Source organism: Actinomyces sp. ZJ308, from assembly GCF_011752065.1.
In the GTDB taxonomy this organism is placed as follows: Bacteria; Actinomycetota; Actinomycetes; order Actinomycetales; family Actinomycetaceae; genus Actinomyces.
Genome location: NZ_JAAIJY010000003.1, coordinates 179919 through 204807 on the forward strand (window position 1 = coordinate 179919; position 24889 = coordinate 204807).

Sequence of the window (24889 nt, forward strand, 5' to 3'; positions counted from 1 at the left end):
GTCATTCTTCGTCGTTCTTTCGTCCTTATGAGGGAGGTGCGCTATGGCACCCGGTTACGGTATCCGCCGAGCAGGCTCCTCGCCGTGGCCCATCCTGCGTCCGGGTCCCCGCTCGGCGCTGTCACGTGAGCTGTCCTGGCGGCCCCTGGGCCCGGAGGACAATCACGAGCTGGCCGCGCTCATCGCTCGGGCCGAGGAGGTCGACAACCCTCCCTACCGCACCAGTGAGCAGGAGACGGCCGAGTACTTCCTCGACCCCACCTACTCCGGGGTCGCCGGCCGCGACGCCGACGGCGTCATGCGCGCCTTCGGCCTGGTGCGGCTGCGCCCGGCCGGCGAGATCTACGCCTCCATGACCGGCACCGTGGACCCGGCTGTGCGCAAGCGCGGCATCGGCCGGGCCCTCCTGCACTGGCAGGCCGAGCGGGCCCGCCACCTCGTGGGCGCCGAGCGGGCCGGCTCCGTACCGGGCAGGAGCGCGACCCAGGTACCCGCGCACGTGGTCACCACCGTCATGGAGGACGACGAGCGCATGCAGGGACACCTCAGGGACATGGGCTTCGAGCCGATGCGCTGGTACCGCGAGGTGCGTCGCTTCCTCGGCGAGGCGATCCCCGAGGTGGACCTGGACGGCTTCATCACCATCGACCCCTGGACCCCCGAGATCGACGGCGACGTGCGGCGCGCCTACGACCAGGCCATGGCCGAGACCTGGAAGGCCGAGAACGTCACCCCCGAGGACTGGACCGCCGGTAGCGCCTACTTCGCCCCCCAGTGGAGCTTCGTGGCCATGGACCGCTCCGGTGACCGGGCCCGCGTGGCCGGGTACCTGCGCTCGGGCCGCTATGAGCAGGACTGGGAGGCCCTGGGTTGGCGCGAGGGATACACCGACGTGCTCGGGGTCCTCAGCGACTACCGCCACCGCCGGATCGGACCCGCGCTGCTCGTGGCCGCCATGCGCGCCTACGCGGCCGACGGCATGGAGTACGCCGCCGCCGGCGTCGACACCGACAACCCCAGCGGCGCCGTGGGCCTGTACGAGTCCCTGGGCTACGTGCCCACCCGCGGCACCATCCTCTACGCCCTCGACGTCTAAGAGGGCCGTTCCGCACCTTCCTGCGCGGTTCAGGCGCGCTGGTGGGCCACGGCGCCGGCCACGATCGTGGCCAGGGGCCGCACCAACGCCAGCGCCTCGGCCCCGAGGCGCACCGGGTCCTCGGCCAGGAGCACCAGGTCGGCCGGAGAGCCCACCGCCACCGGGCCGGCCCCGTTGACGCTGGCCGCCAGCGCCTCCTCGGCCGTCAGCCGCTGGGAGGGTGACCACACCGATCCGTCCGGTGTCGCACGGCCCACCGCCGCCGACATGGCCAGCCACGGGTCCAGCGGAGCCACGGGTGCGTCCGATCCCAGCTGCAGCAGGGCCCCGGCGGTCACCATGTCCGCGAAGGCGTAGGTGCGCTCCTCCAGCCCCGGCCACACCCGGCCCACCGCCGCCCAGTCGTCGATGAGGTGGGCCGGTTGAACGGACAGCTCGACGCCGCACCCCACCAGGCGCCTCAGGGCACCCCCCGGCTCATCGAGCGCGTCGGCAGGCAGCAGCTGGGCGTGCTCCAGGCGCCCGGTGGCCCCCGAGAGCGCGAAGGCGGCGGCGACGTCGTCGACGGCCGCGTCCCCGATGGCGTGGATGGCCATCTCATAGCCCTGCCGACCGGCTCCGCTCATGAGCTCAGTGAGCTCGGCACGGTCGATATTGACCACGCCGCAGGGGTGATCCAGGCCCAGCTCGGCCGGGTAGGGCTCACGCATGTGCGCACTTCCCGATCCCATCGACCCGTCGGCGATGACCTTGAGCGGCCCCTGCACCAGCACCGGGGATCCGTCGGCCAGGCGGGGCGAGCCGGCCAGCTCGCTCCCGGTGCGCAGGCCCCGCTCCATCCAGCGCTCCAGCTTGTCGCGGTAGACGGCGACCCGGATGCGGGGCAGCACTTCAGGCAGGACGCCCCGGGTCGCCATGGCCCTCAGGCGCATCGGCCAGTCGTCGGGATCCTCCGACCAGCTCATATCCACTACGCCGGTCACCCCTCTGGCCAGCATGCCGGTCAGGACCTGCCGGTAACCGGACTCCCGCAGCTCACGCGTGCCCGGGACCTCATCGAGCCGGTCCAGCAGGGCGAACCACGGATCCTCCTTCATCGGCGCCCCGGGATCCTGGGCACTGGCCTCCGGCAGGCCGAAGACGCGCAGCGCCGAGGAGTTCAGCCACCCGGAGTGCACGTCCCCGGAGATCAGCAGCGTGGGAACGTCTCCGGTGACGGCGTCGAGCTCGGCCACGGTGGGGACCCGGGGCCAGTTGGACAGACGGTGCCCGAAACCCTGGACCGTGGCCGGAGGTGAGCCTGCCGGCAGGTTCCGCAGCGCCTGGGCCACCAGGTCCAGGGCCTCCTCGGCGCTGCGGGTGGCCAGCGTGTCGATGCGCGCCGAGCGCGCCGCCTCCATGTCCAGGTGGGCGTGGGCGTCCCACAGGCCGGGGATGAGGAAGGCCCCATCCACATCCAGCACCCGAGCCCCGGAGGCGCTGAGCCCTGGCCCCACCTCGACGACGCGGCCGCCCACCACGCGCACGTCGACGGGCCCGCCGGGGGAGGACGGCGCATTCAGACCACCCGGGCCCGAACCGCCACGGCGCAGCACACCCAGCTCGGTGCGGGAGCGGAAGGGGACGATGCGTGCGTCCCTGATGAGCAGGTTGCCGGACGGTCTATCAGCCATGGGCCACTCTAGGCACATCCGGCCTGCTCACGGGCGGTTTTCGGGGAGGCCCAGCCAGGCGCGCGACCCGCTCAGCCGATTCCGACGATGGGGGAGGGCAGCGGTGAACCGGAGCCGTCACGCCGCTCATCGGCCTCCGGAAGCGCGACCGGCCTGCCGCCCTCGCGCAGCGCCCGCGCCGGTGCCACGCCCACCCAGGCGGCCACGAGCTCGTCCTCACCGCGCAGGAAGCGGTGGGAGCGGACCCCGCCCGTGGCCCGCCCCTTGGCCGGGTAGCGGTCCAACGGGGTGACCTTGACGCTCCCGCCGCCGGTTCCCGGCAGCGAGCCCTCGGAACCGGCCACGGTCACCACCACGGCCTCGGCCAGGAGCTCCTCGGGAACCGCCGCACCGGCGATGACCCGGGCACCCTCACGCAGCGAGATCCCCGCCATGCCGCCCGCGCCACGGCCCTGCGGGCGCACCTTGGCGGCCTGGAACCGCAGCAGCTGGGCGTCAGAGGTCACCAGGGCCAGGAAGTCCGTGTCGGCCGCCGTGCCGGCGAAGACCACCCGGTCGTCGTCGGACAGGGAGATGACCTCCCAGCTCTCGGCGTTCCTCGGCTCATCACCGGGCTTGACCCGCTTGATGACACCGCCGGCCGTGGCCAGAGCGATCGGAGGGGCGCCGGCCGAGCCCACCGGGACCAGGCCCACCACCTTCTCCTCGGGGGCGATGTCGACCAGCTGACGCACCGGAGTCGCACCGGCCAGACCCGGGGCCCCCTCGGTGCGGGGCACCTCCGAGGTGGAGACGACGTCGAGCAGCACCAGCCGGCCAGTGTCGGTGACCGCGCCGAGCCGCCCCCGCGCCGTGGTTGCCACCTGCGAGGTCAGAGCGTCATGGGGCTGGCGCCCACCGGTGCGGGCGACCGGCTCAGCACCAGGGGTGCGCGCCACCAGACCGGTGGCCGACAGCATCACCCGGCACGGGTCGTCGGGAACGGTGAGTGGAACCGGGGACGAGCTCGGCATCAGCGTCATCGGCTGCGGGGAGGCGCCGGCCCGCTTGGAGGCGCCGCTGCCGGAGCCGGTTGCCCCTGCGGCGTCGTCCGGGCTTGCCGCGCTGCCTGCCGACGACGTCACGCGCTCACCGGAGGCCTCCAGCAGCACCGTGCGCCGCGGGGTGCCGAACTGCTCGGCCACGGCCGCCAGCTCGCGGGAGACCACGCGCCGCAGCAGGACGTCGTCGGCCAGGATCGCCTCAAGCGCCTCGATCTCCCGAGCCAGCTCGTCGCGCTCCTTCTCCAGCTCGATGACCGAGAACTTCGTGAGCCGACGCAGCTGGAGCTCTAGGATGTAGCTGGCCTGCGGCTCGGTGAGGTCGAAGACCTGCATGAGCCGCGTGCGCGCCGTGGCGGCGTCGTCGGAGGAGCGGATGACGGCGATGACCTCGTCGATGTCGAGGATGGCGATGAGCAGGCCGTCCACCAGGTGGGCGCGCTCGCGGCGCTTGCCCAGGCGGAACCGGGTGCGCCGGGTGACCACCGTGAGGCGGTGGCGCACGAACACCTCCAGCAGCTCGCGCAGTCCCAGGGTGTGGGGCTGGCCGTCCACGAGGGAGACGTTGTTGATGCCGAAGGAGTCCTCCAGCGGCGTGTGCTTGTAGAGCTGAGCCAGGACGGCCTCGGGGTTGTAGCCGTTCTTGACGCTGATGACCAGACGGGTGCCGTGCCTGCGGTCGGTGAGGTCGGCGACGTCGGTGATTCCCTGGAGCTTCTTGGAGCCCACCGCCTCCTTGATCCGGGCGATGATCTTCTCCGGCCCCACCATGTAGGGCAGCTCGGTGACCACGATGCCCTTGCGGCGCGGGGAGACGGACTCCACGTGGGCGGTCGCCCGCGTGAGGAACTTGCCGCGCCCCGTGCGGTAGGCCTCCCGGATCCCGTCCAGACCCACGATCATGCCGCCGGCGGGCAGGTCCGGACCCGGCACGAAGGCCATGAGGTCCTCCAGACTCGCCTCGGGATGGGTCAGGAGGTGCCGAGCCGCCGCCACGACCTCCACGAGGTTGTGCGGCGGCATGTTCGTGGCCATCCCCACCGCGATACCGGCCGCGCCGTTGACCAGCAGGTTCGGGAAGGCCGCGGGCAGGACCTCGGGCTCGGTGAGCGTGTAGTCGTAGTTGGGGGCGAAGTCGACCGTGTCCTCATCCAGGTCCGCCGTCAGCGCCAGTGCCGGCGCGGCCAGACGCGCCTCGGTGTAGCGGGGGGCTGCCGGACCATCATCCAGGGAGCCGAAGTTGCCGTGCCCGTCGATGAGCGGCAGACGCATCGTGAAGGGCTGGGCCAGGCGCACCAGCGCCTCATAGATCGCGGTGTCGCCGTGCGGGTGGAGCCGGCCCATGACGTCGCCCACGACCCGGGAGGACTTCACGTGCGGGCGGTCGGGGCGCAGGCCCATGCGGTCCATCTGGAACAGGATGCGGCGCTGCACCGGCTTGAGCCCGTCACGGGCGTCGGGCAGGGCGCGCGCGTAGATGACGGAGTAGGCGTACTCCAGGAAGCTGGTACGCATCTCCGTGGACAGGTCGAGGTCGACGATCTCCCCGTCGGTCGGGGGAGGAGTCTGGGTGGAGGCAGACTTCGGCATGGGCGCATTGTCCGAGGAATCGGGCCGAAAACAAACCACGACACCCGGGCGTGACAGGTCAGACGCGCCCGCTCGGAGCGATCGACCTGCCTGGAACCGGGGCCGCCCGAGCTCGACGGCGATGGCGCAGACGATGGCACAATGGCGACCATGACGACCCACTCACGCCGGAACTCGGCCGCCGGCCCGGCCCCGTCCCAGGCCACGCAGGACGCGTTCGCCGACCTGGCGCAGCAGGTGGAGCTCGCCGGCTACTACCCCGAGCTGGTGCTCGACACCCTCCGACTGGCGGCGGGGCAGGAGGAGATCGTCTCCGGCATGGTCCAGGCCGAGACCACCTTCGCCGAGGCCGTCCACCGGCACCTGACCGTCCTGTCACTGACCTCCACCCGCCTCATCATCGTCCACGTCGACGACGCCCCCCGCGACGACGGCAGCCCCGGCGCCCTGGCCACCAGCGAGGCCGTTCCGCTCAGCCGTATCCGCTCCATGGCCCTGACCCGGGGCGTGTCCGATCCGGCCCAGGGCGGCGGCACCCTGACCGAGATGACGATCGCGGTCTCCTGGGGGTCGGTGCGCCGCATCGACATGGAACCGGCCACCTGCGGCGACCCCGACTGCCAGGCCGACCACGGCATGACCGGCGTGTCCGTGCCCGACGACGTCGTCATCCGCGTCGCCGCCGGCGTCGAGGGCGCGGCCGCCCTGGCCCGCGCCGAGACCTTCGCCAGCAGGCTCTCCCAGATGACGGCCCGCGCCGCCTCCCTGTGACGGGACCCGCGATGAGGTCCCGTACCGTCGCCGAGGAACCCTCACCGGCTCCTGCCTCGGACTCCCCGCAGGATCCGGCGCTCCGCTACGTCCTGGCGGTCGGAGCCGTCAGCGCCGGGCTGACCCTCAGCGATCCCGGGAACGACGGCGGCTCAGACGGCGGCTCGGTCGTCACCGACGCCGAGGCGCGTCACGTCGCCCGCAGCTGGGGGGTCGCGCCGGCCGATGGGCTCGGCGACGCTCCCGGGGACGGCCCGGGAACCGTCGTCGTCCTCGTGGACGGTCTGGGCCTGGAGATGCTCCGTCAGCGGCGCGGACACACCCCCACCCTGCGCCGGTGGCTGGGGCAGGGCGACAACGGCCACGACTCCAGGATCCTCACCTGCCGACCCTCGACGACGGCAGCGGCCCTGACTATGCTGGGAACCTCCGCCCTGCCCGGCACCACCGGCATGGTCGGCTACTCGGTGCTCAAGCCCCGCCTGGGGCCCGCCCTCCCCGCCTCGACGGTGCCCGGCCCCGACCAGATCCTCAGTCTCATCACCTGGAAGGGCGATGACGCCCCCAGTCCCCGGGCCTGGCAGGACGTGCCCACCGTCTTCGAGCGCCTCCCCGCGGGAAGCGCCGTGAGCATCGGACCGGCCCGCTTCGCCGGCTCCGGCCTGACCGAGGCGGCCCTGCGAGGCGCCTCGCACCTGGGGGCGGACCGTCTGGAGGACCGTCCTGGCCTGGCCGCAGGCGCCCTGCGCCGCGGCACGCCCCTGGTCTACCTCTATGTCGGCGAGCTGGACAAGATCGGCCACAAGCACGGCTGGCTCAGTGAGCAGTGGCTGGCTCAGCTCGAGCGCCTCGACGCCGCGATGACCGAGCTGGCCCGCCGGGTCCCTGCCGGCACCCGGATCATCCTGAGCACCGACCACGGCATGGTCGACACCGACGCCGACCACCGCATCGACCTCAGTGCCCACCGCGAGCTGACGCGCGACGTCGTCGCCGTGGCCGGTGAGCCCCGCCTGACGCACCTGCACGTCGCCGACGGTGACGCGGACCTCGCCGCCGAGGTGGCCCATCGCTACCGCCGCGTCCTGGGGGATCGGGCTGCGTGGATCGGGACTCGTGAGCAGGCCGCCGAGCACCTGGGGACTCTCAGCCCGCGGGCACGAGGAGTCGTCGGCGACGTCGTCGTGGCCATGGCGGGTACCTGGGTGCTCGTGGACCCCCGGGTCCACTCCGAGTCCGCCATCGCCATGCCCGGTGTCCACGGCTCCTTCACACCGGCCGAGACCGAGGTGCCGCTGCTCATCACCGAGGCCTGAAGGCCCCAAGCCTCCCGGGTGTCCGGGCCCGGCCCGGACACCCAGTTACTACCCGGTTACTCTGGCCTGGCGCCGAAGACGATCTCGTCCCAGGAGGGGACGGAGCGGCGTGAGCGGCGACGCGACTTCTTCTTGGCCGGAACCGTTCTGGGCATGTCGGGCAGCGTCTCCTGCGTGCCCGCACCCGAGGCGGCCGACGCTCCGGGCGAGGCCTTGGCCATGACCTCTGAGCGTGAGGGCATGGGGATCTCCGGAACCGGCTCGGTGGGACTGTCCGCTCCCACCGGTGCCTGGCTTCCCACCGGGACACGGCCAACGGCGGGGCTCGGGGCCGACGGCGCTGCTGAGGGAGCGCTGGAGGCCGTCACCAGCCTGGTCCCGGCCGGGTGGTTGCCGGTGTGCAGGCGCCGACGCTCCGACATCGAGTAGACCTGTGCGCTCAGGCCCGCGGCCTGCTCCAGGGGCTCGTCGGCCGACCCGGCTCGGGCTGCGGTGCGGTGCTCCTCGATCCCCCTGGCCGGGGGCGAGGGGACCTCGGGGCTGTCCGGGCTGCTGGTGTAGTCGATGCCGTGAGGATCGGTGAAGGCGTCCTCGTCGCCGTGCCCCTCACCGGGAAAACCACTCATGCCCTCCTCCGGGGGCACCTCGACCTCGACACGTCGGCCTCGGCTGGAGGCCAGGTCGGCCAGCAGCGCGTCGGTGTCGTCCGTCGACATGGCCCCGCCGGTGGGACGGGCGTACTCCCGCACCGGCAGCATCCCGGGCATCTCGACGGCCAGGCCGGAGGGCTCACCGGATGCGGCGGCCGGAGCGGAGACGGCCGACACCGCGCTGGCACCGGAGGAGCCCACGGAGGCGGGGGAGTGACCCGACTGGGCCGACGGTGCGGTGGCCGAGGCCCCGGGGGCCTTCGAGTCCTGGTCGAAGACGGCCGGACGATTGGATCCCGCTCCGGCCTCGGTGAGCCATCGCGCCTCGTCATCCAGCGCGTGAACCGCCCGGGCCGTCAGGTCCAGCGACCAGCGGGCCTGCTTCTCCTCAGCGGACTGTACGAAGGTCACCATGATGAGCCACGGGTCCCGGCCCTCGCGCAGCGCGTCCCACTCCAGACTGGAGGGGTCGACGCCGCGCGTGGCCAGCCGGTCCACCACCAGCTCGCCGAGCAGGGGGGAGTCCTTCTCCCAGCCGATGCGGCAGGACTGGGCCTGCGAGACGGCCCACTGACGCTCTGCGAGCACCGGTCCCTCGAAGCGGCGCACGTGCTCCACGTCCATGCCCGTGCTGATGGCGACCTCGACCGCGGTGGCGCCGGCGCGCATGTACGCCTGGAGCTGGCGGGGGCGCAGGGGTGCCGGTCCCTCGTTGGTCGTCCCCGACGGGGGCACGATCGCGCCGCGGTCACGGCGCACCGCGGCCCTGAGGGCGTCGTCGACGACGATGCTGTAGCGCTCGCCGTTCTCGTCCGTCATGACAATCGTGTCACCGTTGGCACCCAGCAGCTCGAGTTCGACCATGGGTGGGGCCTCCTTCATCCCGACGTCAGCACGATATGCTCCACTGTGCTTCACAGCCTGCCATCCGCAGGTGCCAAGCCGTGGGAGGCGCAGCGGTGTGCCACATGTGAAGCACGTGTGAATACCCTCGTGAAAACCCTCGGGTCGAGCACACTGCAAGCGAACTGTGTTCTTTCATCGGGCGATTTGGCTTGACGGGCCGCCTGGCGGTGCTATTGTGCGCGTGCCTTCCGGGGCGGATGCTTCGATCATCGGCACGACGCCATCTGTGCGCGTGCGGCTCGACGTCCGTCCTCGGAGGTCACCCGAGAGCCGTCGACAGAAAGAGTGACGAGGCCATGGCGACCGACTACGACGCCCCGCGCAAGAATGATGACGAGCCCGAGGCCGATTCCATCGAGGAGCTGACCTCGCGGCAGAAGGACCAGTCCTCCGCCGCGATCGAGGAGGACGAGAATGAGGCCGCTGAGGGCTTCGAGCTTCCCGGGGCGGACCTGTCCCGCGAGGAGCTGAGCGTTCACGTCGTTCCTCAGCTCGAGGACGAGTTCACCTGCTCGGAGTGCTTCCTCGTCCATCACCGCAGCCAGCTTGCCTTCGTCGACGAGGCGACCGGCCTTCCCGTGTGCGCCGACTGCGCCGGCTGACACCCCCCAACTCAGGAGAACCCCATGGGACTGTTCTCGCGCCGCCGTGACGACGCATCCACCGAAACCGACGAGTCCGCCCTCGAGCGCGACGCCGAGGCCGATGTCGACGACCTCAACGAGCCCGGCGCCTCCGGCCCCTGGGACCTCAGCGAGCTTCCCGAGGACCAGGAGGACGTGCCCCGCATCGACCTGGGGGCGTTGCAGATCCCGGCCGTTGACGGAATGCAGCTGCGCATGGAGCAGGCCCCCGACGGTACCGTCACCGCCGTCGTCCTCGCGCTGGGCGGCTCGGCGCTCGAGCTGCGGGCCTTCGCCGCACCGCGCACGGCCGGCATCTGGGACGAGCTTCGAGGCGACATCGCAGATGAGCTCGCCGGAAACGGCGCCCGTTACGAGGAGAGCTACGGGGAGTACGGCACTGAGCTGGTCGCTCACCTGCCCATGCGCGGTCCTGACGGCACGACGACGACCGGCACGATCCGCTTCCTGGGGATCGACGGCCCCCGCTGGTTCCTGCGGGGCGTGCTTCAGGGACACGCGGCCTCCTCCGAGCAGTCGGCCCAGGCCCTGCGCGAGGTGCTGCGGGGCATCGTCGTCGTCCGTGATGGTCAGGCCCGCCCGCCTCGGGAGATTCTTCCCCTGCACGCGCCCGGAGCCGCGGCCGGCCCCGAGGCGGAGGACCTGCCCGGCATCGACCCGCTGGCTCCCGGCCCGACCATCGCCGAAGTGCGCTAGATGCCGGCGCTGTCCACCCGCCTGAAGCGGCTGGCCAGGTCGCTTCGCACCAGTCGTGAGCATCTGGAGGCCGAGGACGAGGAGCGTTCCGCCAGTCGGCGGGGCACCGATCCGATCGGGTCCCTGGTGCCCCGTCGGCGGACCCGCGTCTCAGGTGTCCTGCAGGCGGTCACCTACCGTTCCAGCCAGGACAAGCCCATTCTCGTCGGACAGCTCTACGACGGTACCGGCAGCATCGACCTGGTGTGGTGGGGGCGACGACGCATCGCCGGCATCAAGCCGGGTACTCACCTGCTGGCCGAGGGCCGGGTCGCCGACGGCACCCACCGTCTGCAGATCCACAACCCCGCCTACCAGCTGCTGGGACCGGGGCAGTAGTGACCAACAGCGACCTTGAGGAAAGAGCCGGGGAAGGACTTACGAATGAGCAGCCGTTCTGAGGGCACCACTCGTCGCACGGGCCTGGGCGCGATCGACTCCGAGCGCTTCGACGCCATGGCCGCCGTGGGCGGGTGGCGCGGCATCCTCGAGTCCGTCGTGCCCACCCTCGTGTTCGTCCTCGTCATGGCGGTGCGGCCCACCGCCCTGGTGGCAGCCCTGGCCGCCTCCCTGGTCGTCAGTGCCGTCGGCCTCGTGGCCCGCCTGGTGCAGCGGCAGTCGCCGGCCCAGGTCGTGGGCGGCATCGTGCTGGTCCTCGTCTCGGCCCTGTGGGCCTGGTACAGCGGCGAGGCCTCCAACTTCTACGCCACCGGCCTCATGATCAACGCGGCCTGGCTGGTCGCCTGCCTGGTCTCCCTGCTCATCGGCTGGCCGATCGTGGGCGCCCTCATCACCCTGTGGCACCGGGTCACCGACGAGTCGGACGACGCAGCGGCGAGTCGGGACAGTGAGGATAGCGAGGATAGTGACGGCTCGAGGAAGCCGCAGGGCGCCGACGACGATCCGGCCGCGCACCCGTCGGCCTGGCGCACCGAGCCCGCCCTGCGCAACGTGAGGCTCCGCTACCACGCGGGCACCTGGGTCCTCACCCTGATGTTCGCCCTGCGCCTCGTCGTCGAGGTCCCCCTCTACCTGGCCGGAGAGCAGGCCGTGTCCTACCTGGGCGCCGCCCGCCTCGTCCTGGGGGTGCCGCTGTACGCCGTGACCCTGTGGTTCATCTGGCTGCTGGTCGCCCCCAGCCGGATCGCGCAGGCCCAGGCTGCCGCCGACCAGTAGCCCTCCGGCTCGCAGTCACGTGAAGATGAGCGGCAGCTCCTCCAGGCTGGACTCTCCCTCACGCGCCGTGAGGAAGATGAGCTCGTCCCCGCGCTCGAAGCGCTCGTCGCGGTCCGGCGTGATGGGTCGGTAGTCGCGCAGGATCGCCACCAGCACCGTGTGGGGCGGCAGCTCGATGTCGGAGACGAGCTCGCCGATGACCGGTGAGTCCTCCGGCAGGGTCAGCTCGTGCATGGAGGCGCCGGACTGGTGGAAGTGGAAGATGCTGACCAGACTGCCCACACTGACGGCCTCCTCCACCAGGGCCGTCATGAAGCGAGGGGTCGACACGGCGACGTCCACGCCCCAGGTCTCATCGAAGAGCCACTCGCTCTTGGGGTTGTTGACTCTGGCGACGGTGCGGGGCACCCCGTACTCGGTCTTGGCCAGCAGGGAGATGACCAGGTTGGCCTTGTCGTCCCCGGTGGCGGCCACGATGACGTCGCAGGTCTCGGCTCCGGCTCGCTCCAGCGCGTCGATGTCGCAGGCGTCCGCCAGCTGCCAGTCGGCCTCCGGCACCGAGGCGATGCGCATGGCCTCGGCGGATCGGTCGATGAGCGTGACCTCATGGCCGTGGCTGATGAGCTCGCGGGCGATGGAGCGACCCACGGATCCGGCTCCGGCAATCACGATCTGCATGGCTCAGGCCTCCTGTGACGGGGCGTGCGACAGGGCTCGGCGCACCTGGCCGATGCGGTCGGTGCTCACCGCGAGGTGCAGGCGGTCATGCTCCTGGATGACGGTGGCGGCCTCGGGCAGCAGCGCCGTGGCATCCCGCGAGATCCAGGCGACGCGCACCCTCAGACGGTCCTCGAGCGCCCCGATCGTCGTGCCCACCCACTGGGGTGAGGCACTGGGCTGGATGAGGGCGATCGTGCCCGAGGGGTCCTCGAGCTCGCGAGCGCTGGATCCGGGGAGGATCCGACGCATCATCTGGTCGGCGGTCTGGCGCACGGTGGCCACCGTGGGGATGCCCAGGCGCTCATAGACGTCGGCCCGGCGAGAGTCGTAGATGCGGGCGACGACGTTGTCCACGCCGAAGCTCTCCCGGGCCACGCGCGCCGCGACGATGTTCGAGTTGTCCCCGTTGGACACGGCCACGAAGGCGTAGGCCTCGTCAATGCCGGCCTGCTCCAGGGCGTCGCGGTCGAAGCCGACCCCCTTGACCTTGCGGCCGTTGAAGTCGGAGGGCAGACGGCGGAAGGAGTCTGAGGACCGGTCGATGACGGACACCGAGTGCCCCATGCGGTCGAGCTGGACGGCCATGGACGCTCCGACGCGACCACAGCCCATGATGACGAAGTGCACGAGGAGGACGGTACTCCGTTGTCGGGCCGCGGACGTAACATCTGGAGGCGTGCGTGATTTCGCAGACCGCATCAAGCGGCTTCTCGTTGGCCGTCCCGTCCCCAGTGGGGCTCTGGGCGAGACGCTCCTGCCCAAGAGAATCGCCCTGCCGGTGTTCGCCTCCGACGCCCTGTCCTCCGTGGGCTATGCCCCTGATGAGGTGCTCATCACCCTGGCGGTGGCGGGGGTCGCCGCCACCTCTCTGTCCCCCTGGGTCGCTCTGGCCGTCGTCGGCGTTCTCGCGGTCGTGGTGGCGTCCTACCGTCAGACCGTCTACGCCTACCCGTCGGGCGGCGGCGACTACGAGGTGGTCTCGGCCAACCTCGGCTCCCACGCCGGCCTCCTGGTGGCCTCGGCCCTGCTGAGCGACTACGTCCTGACCGTCGCGGTCTCAGTGTCCTCAGGCACCTCCTACCTCGCTGCGGCCCTTCCGGGGCTGGCCCCCTACAAGGTGGAGATCGCCGTCGCCGTCGTCACCGTCCTGGCCGTGCTCAACATGCGCGGCTCAAGGGAGTCGGGCCGCGCCTTCGCCATCCCCACCTACCTGTACATGGGCGTTATCGGCATCATGGCCGTCGTCGGCCTCATTCAGGAGATGACCGGCACGCTCGGCCAGGCCGAGTCCGCCGGCCTCGACGTCGTCACCCACGCCGGCTGGGAGCAGGGCCTGACCGGCCTGGCAGGAGGATTCCTGGTCCTGCGGGCCTTCTCCTCGGGCTGCGCGGCCCTGACCGGTGTGGAGGCGATCTCCAACGGCGTCCCCAGCTTCCAGCGCCCCAAGTCCCGCAACGCCGCCACCACCCTGCTGCTCCTGGGCGGGATCGCCGCCCTGATGCTCATGAGTGTCATCCACCTGGCCGGCGCCGTCGGCGTGCGCATGGTGGAGGACCCGGCCCGCCAGCTCCTGCGCGACGGCGTGCCGGTGGGGGCCGGCTACCACCAGGACCCCGCGATCGGACAGATCGCCGCCACCGTCTTCTCCGGTTTCCGGCCGATGTTCTACCTGGTCGCCGCCGTCACCGGCCTCATCCTGGTGCTGGCCGCCAACACCGCCTTCAACGGGTTCCCGGTCCTGGCCAGTGTCCTGGCCCGCGACGAGTTCCTGCCCCGCCAGCTCTCCCAGCGCGGCGACCGCCTGGCCTTCTCCAACGGCATCATCGTCCTGTGGCTGGGAGCCGTGGCCTTCCTCGTGGGTTTCGAGGCCAGTACCACCCGCCTCATCCAGCTCTACATCGTGGGCGTCTTCATCTCCTTCACACTCTCCCAGGTGGGCATGGTGCGCCACTGGACGCGCGAGCTGACGATCGCCACCGACTCCAGGGCCCGCTCGCGCATGCAGCGCGCCCGCATCATCAACGCCATCGGGGTGCTGGGGACCGGGACGGTCCTGGTGATCGTCCTGCTCACCAAGCTCACCCGAGGGGCCTGGATCACCCTGACGATCATGGCGCTGCTCTACCTGGTGATGAACCGGATCCGCCGCCACTACCGGAGGGTCAGCGAGGAGGTGGCCATCTCCGACCTGCACGACGCCCGGGTCCTACCGGCCCACGTCCACGCCATCGTCCTGGCCTCCCGCCTCCACCAGCCGACGCTGCGGGCCCTGACCTACGCCCAGTCGACCCACCCGACGGCCCTGGAGGCCCTGACGGTGGACACCGGCGACGGCGGCGCCGAGCGTCTCCTGGACGCCTGGGAGGAGGCCGACATCGCGGTACCTCTGACGGTCCTGGACTCGCCCTACCGGGACATCACCCGCCCGGTCATCAACTACGTGCGCTCGGTGCGTCGCGAGTCCCCCCGCGACCTCGTCGTCGTCTTCCTGCCCGAGTACATCGTGCGCCACTGGTGGGAGCAGATCCTCCACAACCAGACCGCCCTGCGCCTCAAGACCGTCCTGCTGTTCACCCCTGGCGTCGTCGTCGCCTCCGTGCCCTGGCAGCTGGGACTGCCCGGCCAGCGCCACTTCCACCACGGCGTGCGCGCTCGCACCGCCGAGGGCATCATCGACGCCGACGTCGCCATGCGCCGTCACGTGGACAGCCACCTCAGTCACCCGAGCCGGCCCAGCAGCCCAGTCGCCGGCGCCGTCGGTGCGGACCACCAGGAGAACCGATGACACCCCAGCCCAGCCTGCCCGGCGATCAGCCCGCCCCCAGCCGCGGGCGCCCCCGCGAGCTCACCCTGGCCGTCGGCGCCCCGGCGCATGGCGGGCACTGCGTGGCCCGTCCGGTGGACGATCCGGGCGGCCGCGTCATCTTCGTGCACCACGCCCTGCCCGGTGAGACGGTGCGGGCCCGACTGACCGAGATGACGTCGCGGACCTGGCGCGCCGACGCCGTCGAGATCCTTCAGTCCTCCCCGGACCGCGTCGAGTCCGTCTGGCCCGAGGCCGGAGCGGGGGGCGTGGGTGGGGGAGAGCTGGCCCACGTGGCCCTGGACGCCCAACGCACCTGGAAGCGCTGGGTCCTGGCCGACTGCCTGCGCCGGATCGGGGGACAGGAGGTGGCCGACGCCGTCGCCTCCCTGCCGGAGGCCTCCACCGGAGCCGCCGTGCCGATCGAGCCCATGCCCACCGACGCCGCGGCCCAGGCCTCCACCAGTGCCCGCAGGCGAGCCCTGGCCGGGACGGCCACCCGCACCCGCGTGAGCCTGACGGTCAACGACGACGGCGAGCCCGGCATGCACGCCTTCCGCTCCGGGACGGTCCTTCCCCTGCACCGCACGCCTCTGGCCGTGCCCGCCATCGGCGAGATCGGTCTGCTGGAGCGTTCCCGCTGGCGCGCCCACTTCCGGCCCGGCATGCGTATCGAGGCCATCGCCCCCAGCGGTGGTGAGCCCGTCGTCCTGCTCGACGACCGGATCCTGACCGCCCAGGCGCGCAGTACCGGGCGACGCCGTGTCCAGGAGGTCGTGGACGCCTCTGCCCTGGGGCTGGGGGAGCTGACCTACTCCGTTCACGCCGAGGGCTTCTGGCAGGTGCACGTCGATGCTCCTCGGGTGCTGGTCGAGCGGGTTGTACGAGCCGCCCTGGGCGAGGACCTCCAAGGAGCTTCGGGCAGTCGCGTCCTCGAGCTCTACTCGGGGGCGGGCCTGTTCACCCTGCCACTGGCCGCCCTCGTGGGAGGCGGCGGCCAGGTCGTCTCCCTGGAGGGCAGTGAGCAGGCCGTCCGCGACGCCCGGCGCACCCTGCATGACCAGCCCGGCGCCCGCCTGGCCGCAGGACGCGTCAGTGCCCGATCGGTGCGCGACCTCGCAGACTCCTTCACCGGCTCCCGCCCCGACGTCGTCGTCCTCGATCCGCCGCGACAGGGGGCCGGCCGGGAGGTCATCGAGGCGGTTGCCGCCCTGGGACCCGAGCGGATCGTCCTCGTGGCCTGCGACCCGGCGGCCCTGGCTCGGGACCTGGGAACCCTCCTGCGCGCCGGCTACGTCCTCGGCTCCCTGAGCGCACTGGACATGTTCCCGCACACGCACCACTTCGAGACGATCGCCGTGCTCGATCGAGGCTGAGAAAACGGCGATGGGTCCCAGTCCTCGCGGACTGGGACCCATCTCATGCTCCGGGAAGGAGTCTTGTCAGCTGCTGAGAGCCGGTCACGATGCGCGACGGCGAACGGCCAGGAACACGTACCCCGTTGCCATGAGGGCAACGACGGCTGCGATCACTGTCCCGGCGTTGGAGCCGGTGCTCGCCAGGTTGCTGCCTCCATCACCCGAAGGCGTGTCGGCTGTTGCGCTGGGCACGGGGACCTCCTCGGTGGAGGTCGGTGTGGGCTCCTCGGTGGAGGTCGGTGTCGGCTCCTCAGTGGGGGTGGGCGTCGGTGTGGGCGTCGGCTCCTCCTTCTGAGTGACATCGTTGTACAGGCTCACGGCCTGCACGGTGGTGTCGACTGAGAACGTCGTGCTGTCCTGCGTCTCGGTGCCGTTCACCGAGAAGGTCTTGCTTCCCCACTCAAGGGCTCCGGGAAGTGCTGCGGCGGAGGTGTCCTCCGTCAGCGTGATCTTGGTTCCCTTGGGGAACTCACGCAGGGTGTCCGCGGCCTGCTGCTGGCCCACGGCCACCTCGACGGTGTAGGGGTTCGACGTCGGCTTGTTGGCCCAGGTCGGGTAGTCGGCCTCGGTCGTCCCATTGGGAAGCTCGTAGGAGACGTTCACACGGACCTTGGTGTCCGAGGTGACATCGTCCTGGTGGGCGCCGGTGACGTACTTCTTGACCCCGAAGGAGCCGAAGCCCTGCGTCAGCTGCACGTCGTAGGAGATCGGGTCCTTGTAGGCCATCTGTGCCGACACCGTGGTGTTCTTACCGCCGCTCAGGGTGGCGCTGTTGGTGTAGACGCGCCCCGGGACGATCTTGCCGCCCTCTGCCAGGGACTGGTAGACGATCTCGTAGTTCGCGTTCTTGGCGAAGGTACCGTCCGTGCGGGTCAGGGTGATGGACGCGGTGTTCCCGTCCGCGCCGATGGTCGGCTTCAGGACGAATGAGCCGTGGTCGGTGTTCATCGCCGTGCCATCGGCCTTGGCGACGTCGAAGTATCCGTCGGCCCCACCGCCGTACTCCTCGGGGTTGACCCGTACGTACCAGGAGCCGAGATCCGGGTTGAGGGTCTGTCCGCCCCCGGAGACGTCGTTGAACGTGACGGTGTTGACGCTGCCCGCCTCCGCTCCCAGGTGGTTGGCGATGGTCGTACCGCTGAACTGGATGTGCCAGGTCAGGGCGCTGGACTCGCGCTTGAGGGAGTTGGCGTACTTGCCGAGGTCCTTCTCCACCCAGGCGATGGGCAGAATCCGCTCGTTGTTGGGGTGGAAGACCTCAACATCGGTGCCGTTGGCGTTGAACGTGGTCTTGTTGTCCTGGGTGACCTTCTGGGCCACGATCATCTGGTTGCCCGACCCCTTGAGCTCGGTGGCGGCGCTGATCGAGGCGTTGAAGGTGCAGGTGAGGGTCCCGCCGGTTGTGACGCAGTCGCCCACCTTGGTGCCGTTTCCAAGGACGAGGTCGTCGTGCCGACCTGTCTCACGGTACCGGTACTCCGCTGGAAGACCGATGCTGAAGGACTGGCCGGGCTGCGGGTTGGCGGTGGATGCGTCCCAGGCGAACTTCATACGAACGGGGTCCTCGAGGTGCGCAGGCTTATCCGGATATTCCGTGCCGTCCTTGTCAGCGAGAATGAGGGGGCTGAAGGATACCTTCACGCCGGTATTCTGGTCAGCGCTCGCACTCGGTGCGATAAGTGCGACGAAGCTGCCCAGCGCCACCAGCAGCACACTGACGAGCAGGGTCGCCATATGCTTACGGGGCACAGAGAGGTGCTGTAAATGCATCCTTTGTCTCCATTTTCATGAGGGGAAAATAAACCTGTGTTTCAGGGGATCACACAGGCATTCGTCGCGATCTTATGGCGATGGGTCTATCGCTGAGCACCTCATGCGCCTTTTGTGACCGCTGTGTTGCTGCATTGATATCTCTTGGAGACCGAGGTACTGGCACGAGTGATGTACAACGCGTTTTCAGGGCGTCCGCCCTCGTTGCGCGCGTCGGGTGTTGCCTAATTGCCGTGCCGTCACCCGCTCCGGCCGTCAGGTTTGGCCAGGCACGCCTACGTATTGACAACGGATGACACGCCGTGGGCTACGGTCCACACCGGAGCGTCCGCCTGCTGCCCCTCCGGCCTGTCGCCGCCCGACCGTCCCAACGGTTCCGCGGCCGGACCTGTGAGGGCGCGACGGTCGGATCGGTACGACAACTGGAAGTGAGCCCCGGTGACCAGCCTCAACACCTTCGCCTCGCGCAGCACCCTCGACGTCGACGGTCGCGACTACGAGATCTACCGCCTCGATGCCGTTCCCGGCCTGGAGCGTCTGCCCTACAGTCTCAAGGTGCTGGCCGAGAACCTGCTGCGCACCGAGGACGGCGCCAACATCACCGCCGACCACGTGCGGGCCCTGGCCGCCTGGGACCCCGGCGCCGAGCCCAGCACGGAGATCCAGTTCACTCCGGCCCGCGTCGTCATGCAGGACTTCACGGGCGTCCCCTGCATCGTGGACCTGGCCACCATGCGAGAGGCGGTCGCCGACCTCGGCGGTGACCCCGAGGTCATCAACCCCCTGGCCCCTGCCGAGATGGTCATCGACCACTCCGTGCAGATCGACTCCTTCGGTCTGCCCGGTTCCCTGGAGCGCAACAAGGAGCGCGAGTACGAGCGCAACGCCGAGCGCTATCAGTTCCTGCGCTGGGGCCAGGGAGCGCTGTCCAACTTCCGCGTCGTCCCCCCGGGCACCGGCATCGTCCACCAGGTCAACATCGAGTACCTGGCCCGCATCGTCTTCACCCGGGAGGCCGACGGCGTCACCCAGGCCTACCCCGACACCTGCGTGGGCACCGACTCCCACACCACCATGGTCAACGGTCTGGGCGTCCTGGGGTGGGGCGTGGGCGGCATCGAGGCCGAGGCCGCCATGCTGGGCCAGCCCGTGTCCATGCTCATCCCCAAGGTGGTGGGCTTCAAGCTCTCCGGCGCCATTCCGGCCGGCGCCACCGCCACCGACGTGGTCCTGACCATCACCCAGATGCTGCGAGCCCACGGGGTCGTGGGTAAGTTCGTCGAGTTCTACGGCGAGGGCGTCGCCGAGGTGCCGCTGGCCAACCGCGCCACGATCGGCAACATGAGCCCCGAGTTCGGCTCCACCGCCGCGATCTTCCCGATCGACGAGGTCACCCTGGACTACCTGCGCCTGACCGGCCGCTCCGAGGAGCGCGTCCGTCTCGTGGAGGCCTACACCAAGGCCCAGGGCATGTGGCACGACCCGGCCCGCGAGCCCGTCTACTCCGAGTACCTCGAGCTGGACCTGTCCACGGTGGTGCCCTCCATCGCCGGTCCCAAGCGCCCCCAGGACCGCATCGTCCTGTCGGGGGCCAAGGAGTCCTTCAAGGAGGTCCTGCCCACCTATGCCGCCCAGCCCTCCAAGCCGACGCCGGTGACCCTGGCCGACGGCACCGCCACCGAGCTCGACCACGGGCATGTCGCCATCGCCTCGATCACCTCGTGCACCAACACCTCCAACCCCTCGGTGATGATGGCGGCCGGCCTGCTGGCCCGCAACGCCGTGGCCCGGGGCCTGCGCTCCAAGCCCTGGGTGAAGACCTCCACCGCCCCGGGCAGCCAGGTCGTCACCGACTACTACGAGAAGGCCGGGCTGTGGCCGGCCCTCAACGAGCTGGGCTTCAACGTCGTCGGCTACGGCTGCGCCACCTGCATCGGCAACTCCGGCCCCCTGCCGGCCGAGGTCTCCCAGGCGGTCAACGACGCCGACCTGGCGGTGGTCTCGGTGCTCTCGGGCAACCGCAACTTCGAGGGGCGCATCAACCCCGACGTCAAGATGAACTACCTGGCCTCTCCGCCCCTGGTCATCGCCTACGCGCTGGCCGGGACCATGGACATCGACTTCGACACGGAGCCGCTGGGCCAGGACCCCGAGGGCCGTGACGTCTTCCTGGCCGACATCTGGCCCGACCCCACCGAGGTCCAGGCCGTCATCGACGCCACGATCGACCGGGAGATGTACACGCGCGACTATGCCGACGTCTTCGCCGGCGACGAGCGCTGGCAGGGCCTGGACACCCCCGAGGGGGACACCTTCGCCTGGGACGAGGAGTCCACCTACGTGCGCAAGGCCCCCTTCTTCGAGGGCCTGACCATGGAGCTCACCCCGGTGACCGACATCGAGGGGGCCCGGGTGCTCGCGCTGCTGGGCGACTCGGTGACCACCGACCACATCTCCCCGGCCGGAGCCATCAAGGCCGACTCCCCGGCCGGCCGCTACCTGGCCGAGCACGGCGTGGCCCGCGTGGACTTCAACTCCTACGGCTCGCGCCGCGGCAACCACGAGGTCATGATCCGCGGCACCTTCGCCAACATCCGCCTGCGCAACCGGCTGCTCGACGGCGTCGAGGGCGGCTACACCCGCAACTTCCTCTCCGGCGAGCAGGAGTCGATCTTCGACGCCTCCCAGGCCTACCAGGCCGCGGGTATCCCGCTTGTGGTCCTGGGCGGCAAGGAGTACGGCTCGGGCTCCTCACGTGACTGGGCCGCCAAGGGCACGGCCCTGCTGGGCGTCAGGGCGGTCATCGCTGAGTCCTTCGAACGCATTCACCGCTCCAACCTGATCGGCATGGGCGTGGTGCCCCTCCAGTTCCCGGCGGGCCAGAGCGCCGAGTCCCTCGGCCTGGACGGCACCGAGACCTTCTCCATCACGGGCCTGACGGCGCTCAACGAGGGCGTCACGCCTCGCACCGTCGCGGTCAAGGCGAGCAAGGACGATGGCTCGGTCGTCTCCTTCGACGCCGTCGTGCGCATCGACACCCCCGGTGAGGCCGACTACTTCCGCCACGGCGGCATCCTCCAGTACGTGCTGCGTCAGCTGGCCAGTTCCAGCACCTCAGACGGTGTCGGTGCGTCTGCCCTGACGTAGTCGGGCGGCGGCGCGGCGGGTGATGGCCAGGTGAACAAGAGTGCCCTTGTGCCGCTCGAAACCGATGATCCCAGCCGCGCAGCAGCAACAGGTCTCCGCCTCAGTCGAGTGGCGAGTACTGCGCAACTCTGCGGACCGGCGTTCGGGGAAGTGACGGTTTGTCGAAGACCTGCTTGCTCCAGAAAGAACATATCAGTAACCTATTGGCTATGAACATTAGCCAACTTGAGGTGCCGGGTGGCACTATCGCCTACGAGGTGCACGATCCCTCTGGTCCGGGTTCCGGATTCCCGGCACCGAGTCGGCCTCTTGTCATCTGCTCGCCTGCCATGGGGGATGTGCGGGGCGCCTATGATCCGTTGGCGCGGTCCCTGACCGAGGCGGGCTTTCGTGTTGCGGTGGCAGACCTACGTGGTCACGGAGACAGCTCGGCGACCTTCGCCGACTACGGTGACGAGGCCACTGCCACGGACCTCATCTCCCTCATCGAGGCCCTCGACGCCGGCCCGGCCATCCTCATAGGAGCCTCCATGTCCGGGGCTGCTGCGGTCATTGCCGCCGGACGCCGGCCCGATCTGGTTCGCGGTCTGGTCCTCATCTGCCCCTTCCTGCGCGGCCCGGAGAACCGGGTCGGGGCGTTCCTGCAGCGCACTGTGCTGGGGCTGGCGCTACTGCGCCCCTGGGGGCCGGCCGTATGGAACAGCTACTCGGCCCGGCTGTGGCCCGGGCTGCCCGACGCCCGGCAGCGGGCGGCACGCCTGGTGACCCTGCTGCGCCGTCCGGGCCGCTGGCGCGCCTTCTGGGCCACGACTCGCACCGACCACCGCGTCGTCGCCCCGTGGATGGACAGGGTTGACTGCCCGGTCCTCGTGGTCATGGGGTCGGATGACCCCGACTGGAAGGACCCGGAGACCGAGGCCACCTGGGTTGCTCGCGTCGTCGGCGGAGACCCGCGAGAGACGGCGGAGGTCATGATGGTTCCCGGTGCGGGGCACGCCCCCATGCTCGAACGCCCCGACGTCGTTGGGCCGAGGGTGGTCGACTTCCTCGGGCGTATCGTCCCTGACGCCGATATCCCGAGGCCGGTGGGGGAGAGGCGGGGGGAGTGAGATGCCCCGGGCAGGACTGAGCGCCCAGCGCGTGGTGGAACGGGCGGCCCAGATCGTTGACGAGCACGGCTACGAGGCGCTGTCCCTGAGCCGGCTGGCCGCCGACCTCGGAGTCGCGCCGCCGAGCCTGTACAAGCACGTTGCAGGCATGAGCGACCTGGTTCAGCAGGTGTCGGTGCAAGCAGTGGACGAGCTCGCCGAGTGCTTGGCCGCCTCCCTCATGGGGCGGGCCGGGCGTGACGCGTTGCGGGCCCTGGCTGAGGCCTACCGCGCCTTCGCCCACGAGCACCCCGGGCTCTATCCGATGACCCAGTTCCCCAGGGAGGTGTCGGGCGGGGGCTCGGACCCGATGCGATCGACGGCGGCCCGGCGCACGATCGATGTCGTGACCGCGGCGCTGTCCGGCTATCGCATCCCCGATGAACGGATCGTCGACGCGGTGAGGATGACCCGCTCCGCGCTGCACGGATTCGTCGACATCGAGCTGCGCGGGGGCTTCGCCATGGGCGCCCCCATTGATGTGAGTTTCGCTACGCTCATCGACTCCCTCGATGCGGCACTGACCGCTCTGGGGAAGCCGTCCACCTAGAGATCGTATGAGTAATCGTCAACGAATAAGAGCAGTCGATGACCGGTCGGATGGTGCCCGAGCGGTAGCCGGAAGCCGGCCTGCGCCCGGGTCTGCGGCATGAACGCCCTGCTCAGAGCGGAATAGCGGCTTCGCGCCCCTCGTTGCCCAGGTGTCCGGATCACTTCGATCACCGAGCTACTCCAAGCGGCACCGCCGAAGGAAACACCATGTCAACGTCGTCATCGTCCAGCCTCCAGCCCACCTCTCAGCACACCAACCAGAGCGCCGCCGTCTCCCATGGCCCGGCCGGAGGGTCCGGAGCTCCGCTCGAGGAGGTCGACCTGCTCGTCGTCGGCGGAGGAAAGGCCGGCAAGTCCCTGGCGATGCTGCGCGCCAAGGCGGGTGACAAGGTCGTCATGGTGGAGCGCGACAAGGTGGGCGGCACCTGCATCAACGTCGCCTGCATCCCTACCAAGACCCTCATCTCCGCCGCCCGGACCCTCCGCGAGGTCCAGGGCTCGGCAACCTACGGCGTTACCCTGCCCGAGCGGGACGGCGGCGCCGACGCCCTGGCTCAGGCCCGCATCGACCTGGCCTCCTTCCGTGCACGCAAGGAGGCCGTCGTCTCCGGCATGGTGGCCGCCCACGAGAAGATGTTCCCCGCCTCCGGCATGGACTTCGTCAAGGGCACGGCCCACTTCGTGGGGGAGCGCACCGTCGAGATCCAGCTGAACGACGGCGGCCTGCGGCGCGTTCGCGGCGCCAAGGTCCTCATCAACACCGGCACCACGCCGTCGGTCCCCCCGATCGAGGGCCTGGCCGACGTGCGCTACTGGACCAGTGAGGACCTGCTCACCCTGCCCGAGCTGCCCACCGGCCTCGTCGTCCTGGGAGGCGGCGTCATCGGTGTCGAGATGGCCTCCCTCATGGGGCTCCTCGGTGTGCCGGTCACCATCGTCCACGCCGGAGCGCACATCCTGGACCGCGAGGACGACGACGTCGCCGCCGAGGTGACCGCCGGCCTCGAGGCCCTGGGCGTCACGGTCCTCACCGGTGCGCGTGCCTCCCGGGTCGACGCCGCCGCCGACGGGCGGGGCGTCGTCGTCACCACCGCTGACGGGCGCGAGGCGACCGGCTCCCACCTGCTCGTGGCCCTGGGCCGCACCCCCGTCACCGCCGGGCTCGGCCTGGAGGCCGCCGGCGTGGAGCTGACCGAGCGCGGCTTCGTGCGCGTCGACGACCACCTGCGCACCACTGCCGAGGGCGTCTACGCCGCCGGGGACGTGGCCGGCACGCCCCAGTTCACCCACGCCTCCTGGAACGACTTCCGCGTCCTGCGCGACATCCTGTCCGGCAAGGAGGCCTCCACCACCGGGCGCCTCATCCCGTGGGCCGTCTTCACCACGCCCGAGCTCGGGCACGTCGGGCTCACCGAGACCGAGGCCCGCCAGGCCGGCTACGAGGTCCGCGTCGCCAAGACCCCCACGGCCGCCGTCCCACGCGCCAAGACCCTGGGCCGCACCGAGGGCTTCTTCAAGGTCGTCATCGACGCCCGCACCGATCTCATCCTGGGGGCCGCCATCATCGGCGCCGAGGCCAGCGAGGTCGTCACCAGCATCCAGATGGCGATGCTTGGGGGATTGAGGTGGCAGCAGGTGCGCGACGCCGTCATCACCCACCCCACCATGAGCGAGGGACTCAACATCGTCCTGGACTCCCTGGGCTGAGAGACCGGGCGAGGACGGGCAAGGGGC

General features: G+C 70.5%; 19 protein-coding genes. 13 read left to right on the plus strand and 6 right to left on the minus strand.

Going from position 1 to position 24889, the window contains the following annotated elements:
• Nucleotides 1–43 precede the first annotated feature (43 nt).
• Complete coding sequence (locus tag HCR68_RS02725) at nt 44–1096, plus strand: GNAT family N-acetyltransferase (RefSeq protein ID WP_167145943.1); 1053 nt, start codon at nt 44–46, stop codon at nt 1094–1096.
• 29 nt (nt 1097–1125) lie between these two features.
• Here HCR68_RS02725 and HCR68_RS02730 read toward each other — a convergent pair whose 3' ends face one another.
• The gene (locus HCR68_RS02730; protein ID WP_167145945.1) at nt 1126–2769 is read right to left on the minus strand and encodes an amidohydrolase family protein; all 1644 of its coding nucleotides are present in this window, start codon (nt 2767–2769) and stop codon (nt 1126–1128) included.
• A gap of 71 nt (nt 2770–2840) precedes the next feature.
• Nucleotides 2841–5399, minus strand: a complete 2559-nt coding sequence (locus HCR68_RS02735; RefSeq protein WP_167145947.1) for a DNA topoisomerase (ATP-hydrolyzing) — start codon at nt 5397–5399, stop codon at nt 2841–2843.
• A 150-nt stretch (nt 5400–5549) separates the two neighbouring features.
• Here HCR68_RS02735 and HCR68_RS02740 point away from each other — a divergent pair, with 150 nt between their 5' ends.
• Nucleotides 5550–6170, plus strand: coding sequence for a DUF5998 family protein (locus tag HCR68_RS02740; RefSeq protein WP_208320480.1), 621 nt, complete (start codon nt 5550–5552; stop codon nt 6168–6170).
• 11 nt (nt 6171–6181) lie between these two features.
• Nucleotides 6182–7486, plus strand: coding sequence for an alkaline phosphatase family protein (locus HCR68_RS02745; RefSeq protein ID WP_167145949.1), 1305 nt, complete (start codon nt 6182–6184; stop codon nt 7484–7486).
• 56 nt (nt 7487–7542) lie between these two features.
• Here HCR68_RS02745 and sepH read toward each other — a convergent pair whose 3' ends face one another.
• The gene (gene sepH / locus HCR68_RS02750) at nt 7543–9018 is read right to left on the minus strand and encodes a septation protein SepH (protein WP_167145951.1); all 1476 of its coding nucleotides are present in this window, start codon (nt 9016–9018) and stop codon (nt 7543–7545) included.
• A 320-nt stretch (nt 9019–9338) separates the two neighbouring features.
• Between sepH and HCR68_RS02755 the strand changes: the two genes are divergently transcribed.
• Genes HCR68_RS02755 through HCR68_RS02770 form a run of 4 tightly spaced genes read left to right on the plus strand, consistent with a single transcriptional unit; the run spans nt 9339 to nt 11597 of the window.
• The gene (locus HCR68_RS02755) at nt 9339–9644 is read left to right on the plus strand and encodes a DUF4193 domain-containing protein (RefSeq protein WP_004565030.1); all 306 of its coding nucleotides are present in this window, start codon (nt 9339–9341) and stop codon (nt 9642–9644) included.
• Nucleotides 9645–9668: 24 nt separating this feature from the next.
• Nucleotides 9669–10382, plus strand: a complete 714-nt coding sequence (locus HCR68_RS02760) for a DUF3710 domain-containing protein (protein ID WP_167145953.1) — start codon at nt 9669–9671, stop codon at nt 10380–10382.
• A complete protein-coding gene (locus HCR68_RS02765) occupies nt 10383–10760 on the plus strand; it encodes an OB-fold nucleic acid binding domain-containing protein (protein ID WP_167145955.1) in 378 nt (125 codons plus the stop codon).
• Nucleotides 10761–10805: 45 nt separating this feature from the next.
• Nucleotides 10806–11597 carry a DUF3159 domain-containing protein gene (locus tag HCR68_RS02770; RefSeq protein ID WP_167145957.1) on the plus strand — a complete coding sequence of 264 codons (792 nt, stop codon included), beginning with the start codon at nt 10806–10808 and terminating at the stop codon, nt 11595–11597.
• A 15-nt stretch (nt 11598–11612) separates the two neighbouring features.
• Here the strand turns inward: HCR68_RS02770 and HCR68_RS02775 are convergent, their stop codons facing one another.
• Entirely contained in the window at nt 11613–12275 is a 663-nt protein-coding gene (locus HCR68_RS02775) for a TrkA family potassium uptake protein (RefSeq protein WP_167145959.1), read from the minus strand.
• 3 nt (nt 12276–12278) lie between these two features.
• Nucleotides 12279–12902, minus strand: a complete 624-nt coding sequence (locus tag HCR68_RS02780) for a TrkA family potassium uptake protein (RefSeq protein WP_232023278.1) — start codon at nt 12900–12902, stop codon at nt 12279–12281.
• Nucleotides 12903–12993: 91 nt separating this feature from the next.
• On the opposite strand from HCR68_RS02780, the gene HCR68_RS02785 reads away from it, so the two are divergent.
• On the plus strand, nt 12994–15102 hold the full coding sequence (locus HCR68_RS02785) for an APC family permease (RefSeq protein WP_167145961.1): 2109 nt from the start codon (nt 12994–12996) through the stop codon (nt 15100–15102).
• Entirely contained in the window at nt 15099–16496 is a 1398-nt protein-coding gene (locus HCR68_RS02790; RefSeq protein ID WP_167145963.1) for a TRAM domain-containing protein, read from the plus strand. Before HCR68_RS02785 ends, HCR68_RS02790 begins: the two co-directional genes overlap by 4 nt.
• 84 nt (nt 16497–16580) lie before the next feature.
• On the opposite strand, the gene HCR68_RS02795 is transcribed toward HCR68_RS02790, so the two are convergent.
• Entirely contained in the window at nt 16581–18179 is a 1599-nt protein-coding gene (locus tag HCR68_RS02795) for a DUF5979 domain-containing protein (RefSeq protein ID WP_243858888.1), read from the minus strand.
• Nucleotides 18180–18746: 567 nt separating this feature from the next.
• Here HCR68_RS02795 and acnA point away from each other — a divergent pair.
• The 4 genes from acnA to HCR68_RS02815 all read left to right on the plus strand — a co-directional run bounded on the left by acnA (nt 18747) and on the right by HCR68_RS02815 (nt 24862).
• The gene (gene acnA, locus HCR68_RS02800) at nt 18747–21455 is read left to right on the plus strand and encodes an aconitate hydratase AcnA (RefSeq protein ID WP_167145967.1); all 2709 of its coding nucleotides are present in this window, start codon (nt 18747–18749) and stop codon (nt 21453–21455) included.
• Nucleotides 21456–21784: 329 nt separating this feature from the next.
• Nucleotides 21785–22564: an alpha/beta hydrolase gene (locus HCR68_RS02805; RefSeq protein WP_243858897.1), complete on the plus strand. Its 780-nt coding sequence runs from the start codon at nt 21785–21787 to the stop codon at nt 22562–22564.
• Nucleotide 22565: 1 nt separating this feature from the next.
• Nucleotides 22566–23153 carry a TetR/AcrR family transcriptional regulator gene (locus HCR68_RS02810; RefSeq protein ID WP_167145971.1) on the plus strand — a complete coding sequence of 196 codons (588 nt, stop codon included), beginning with the start codon at nt 22566–22568 and terminating at the stop codon, nt 23151–23153.
• Between the two features lie 209 nt (nt 23154–23362).
• On the plus strand, nt 23363–24862 hold the full coding sequence (locus HCR68_RS02815) for an FAD-dependent oxidoreductase (protein ID WP_279586959.1): 1500 nt from the start codon (nt 23363–23365) through the stop codon (nt 24860–24862).
• Nucleotides 24863–24889 lie beyond the last annotated feature (27 nt).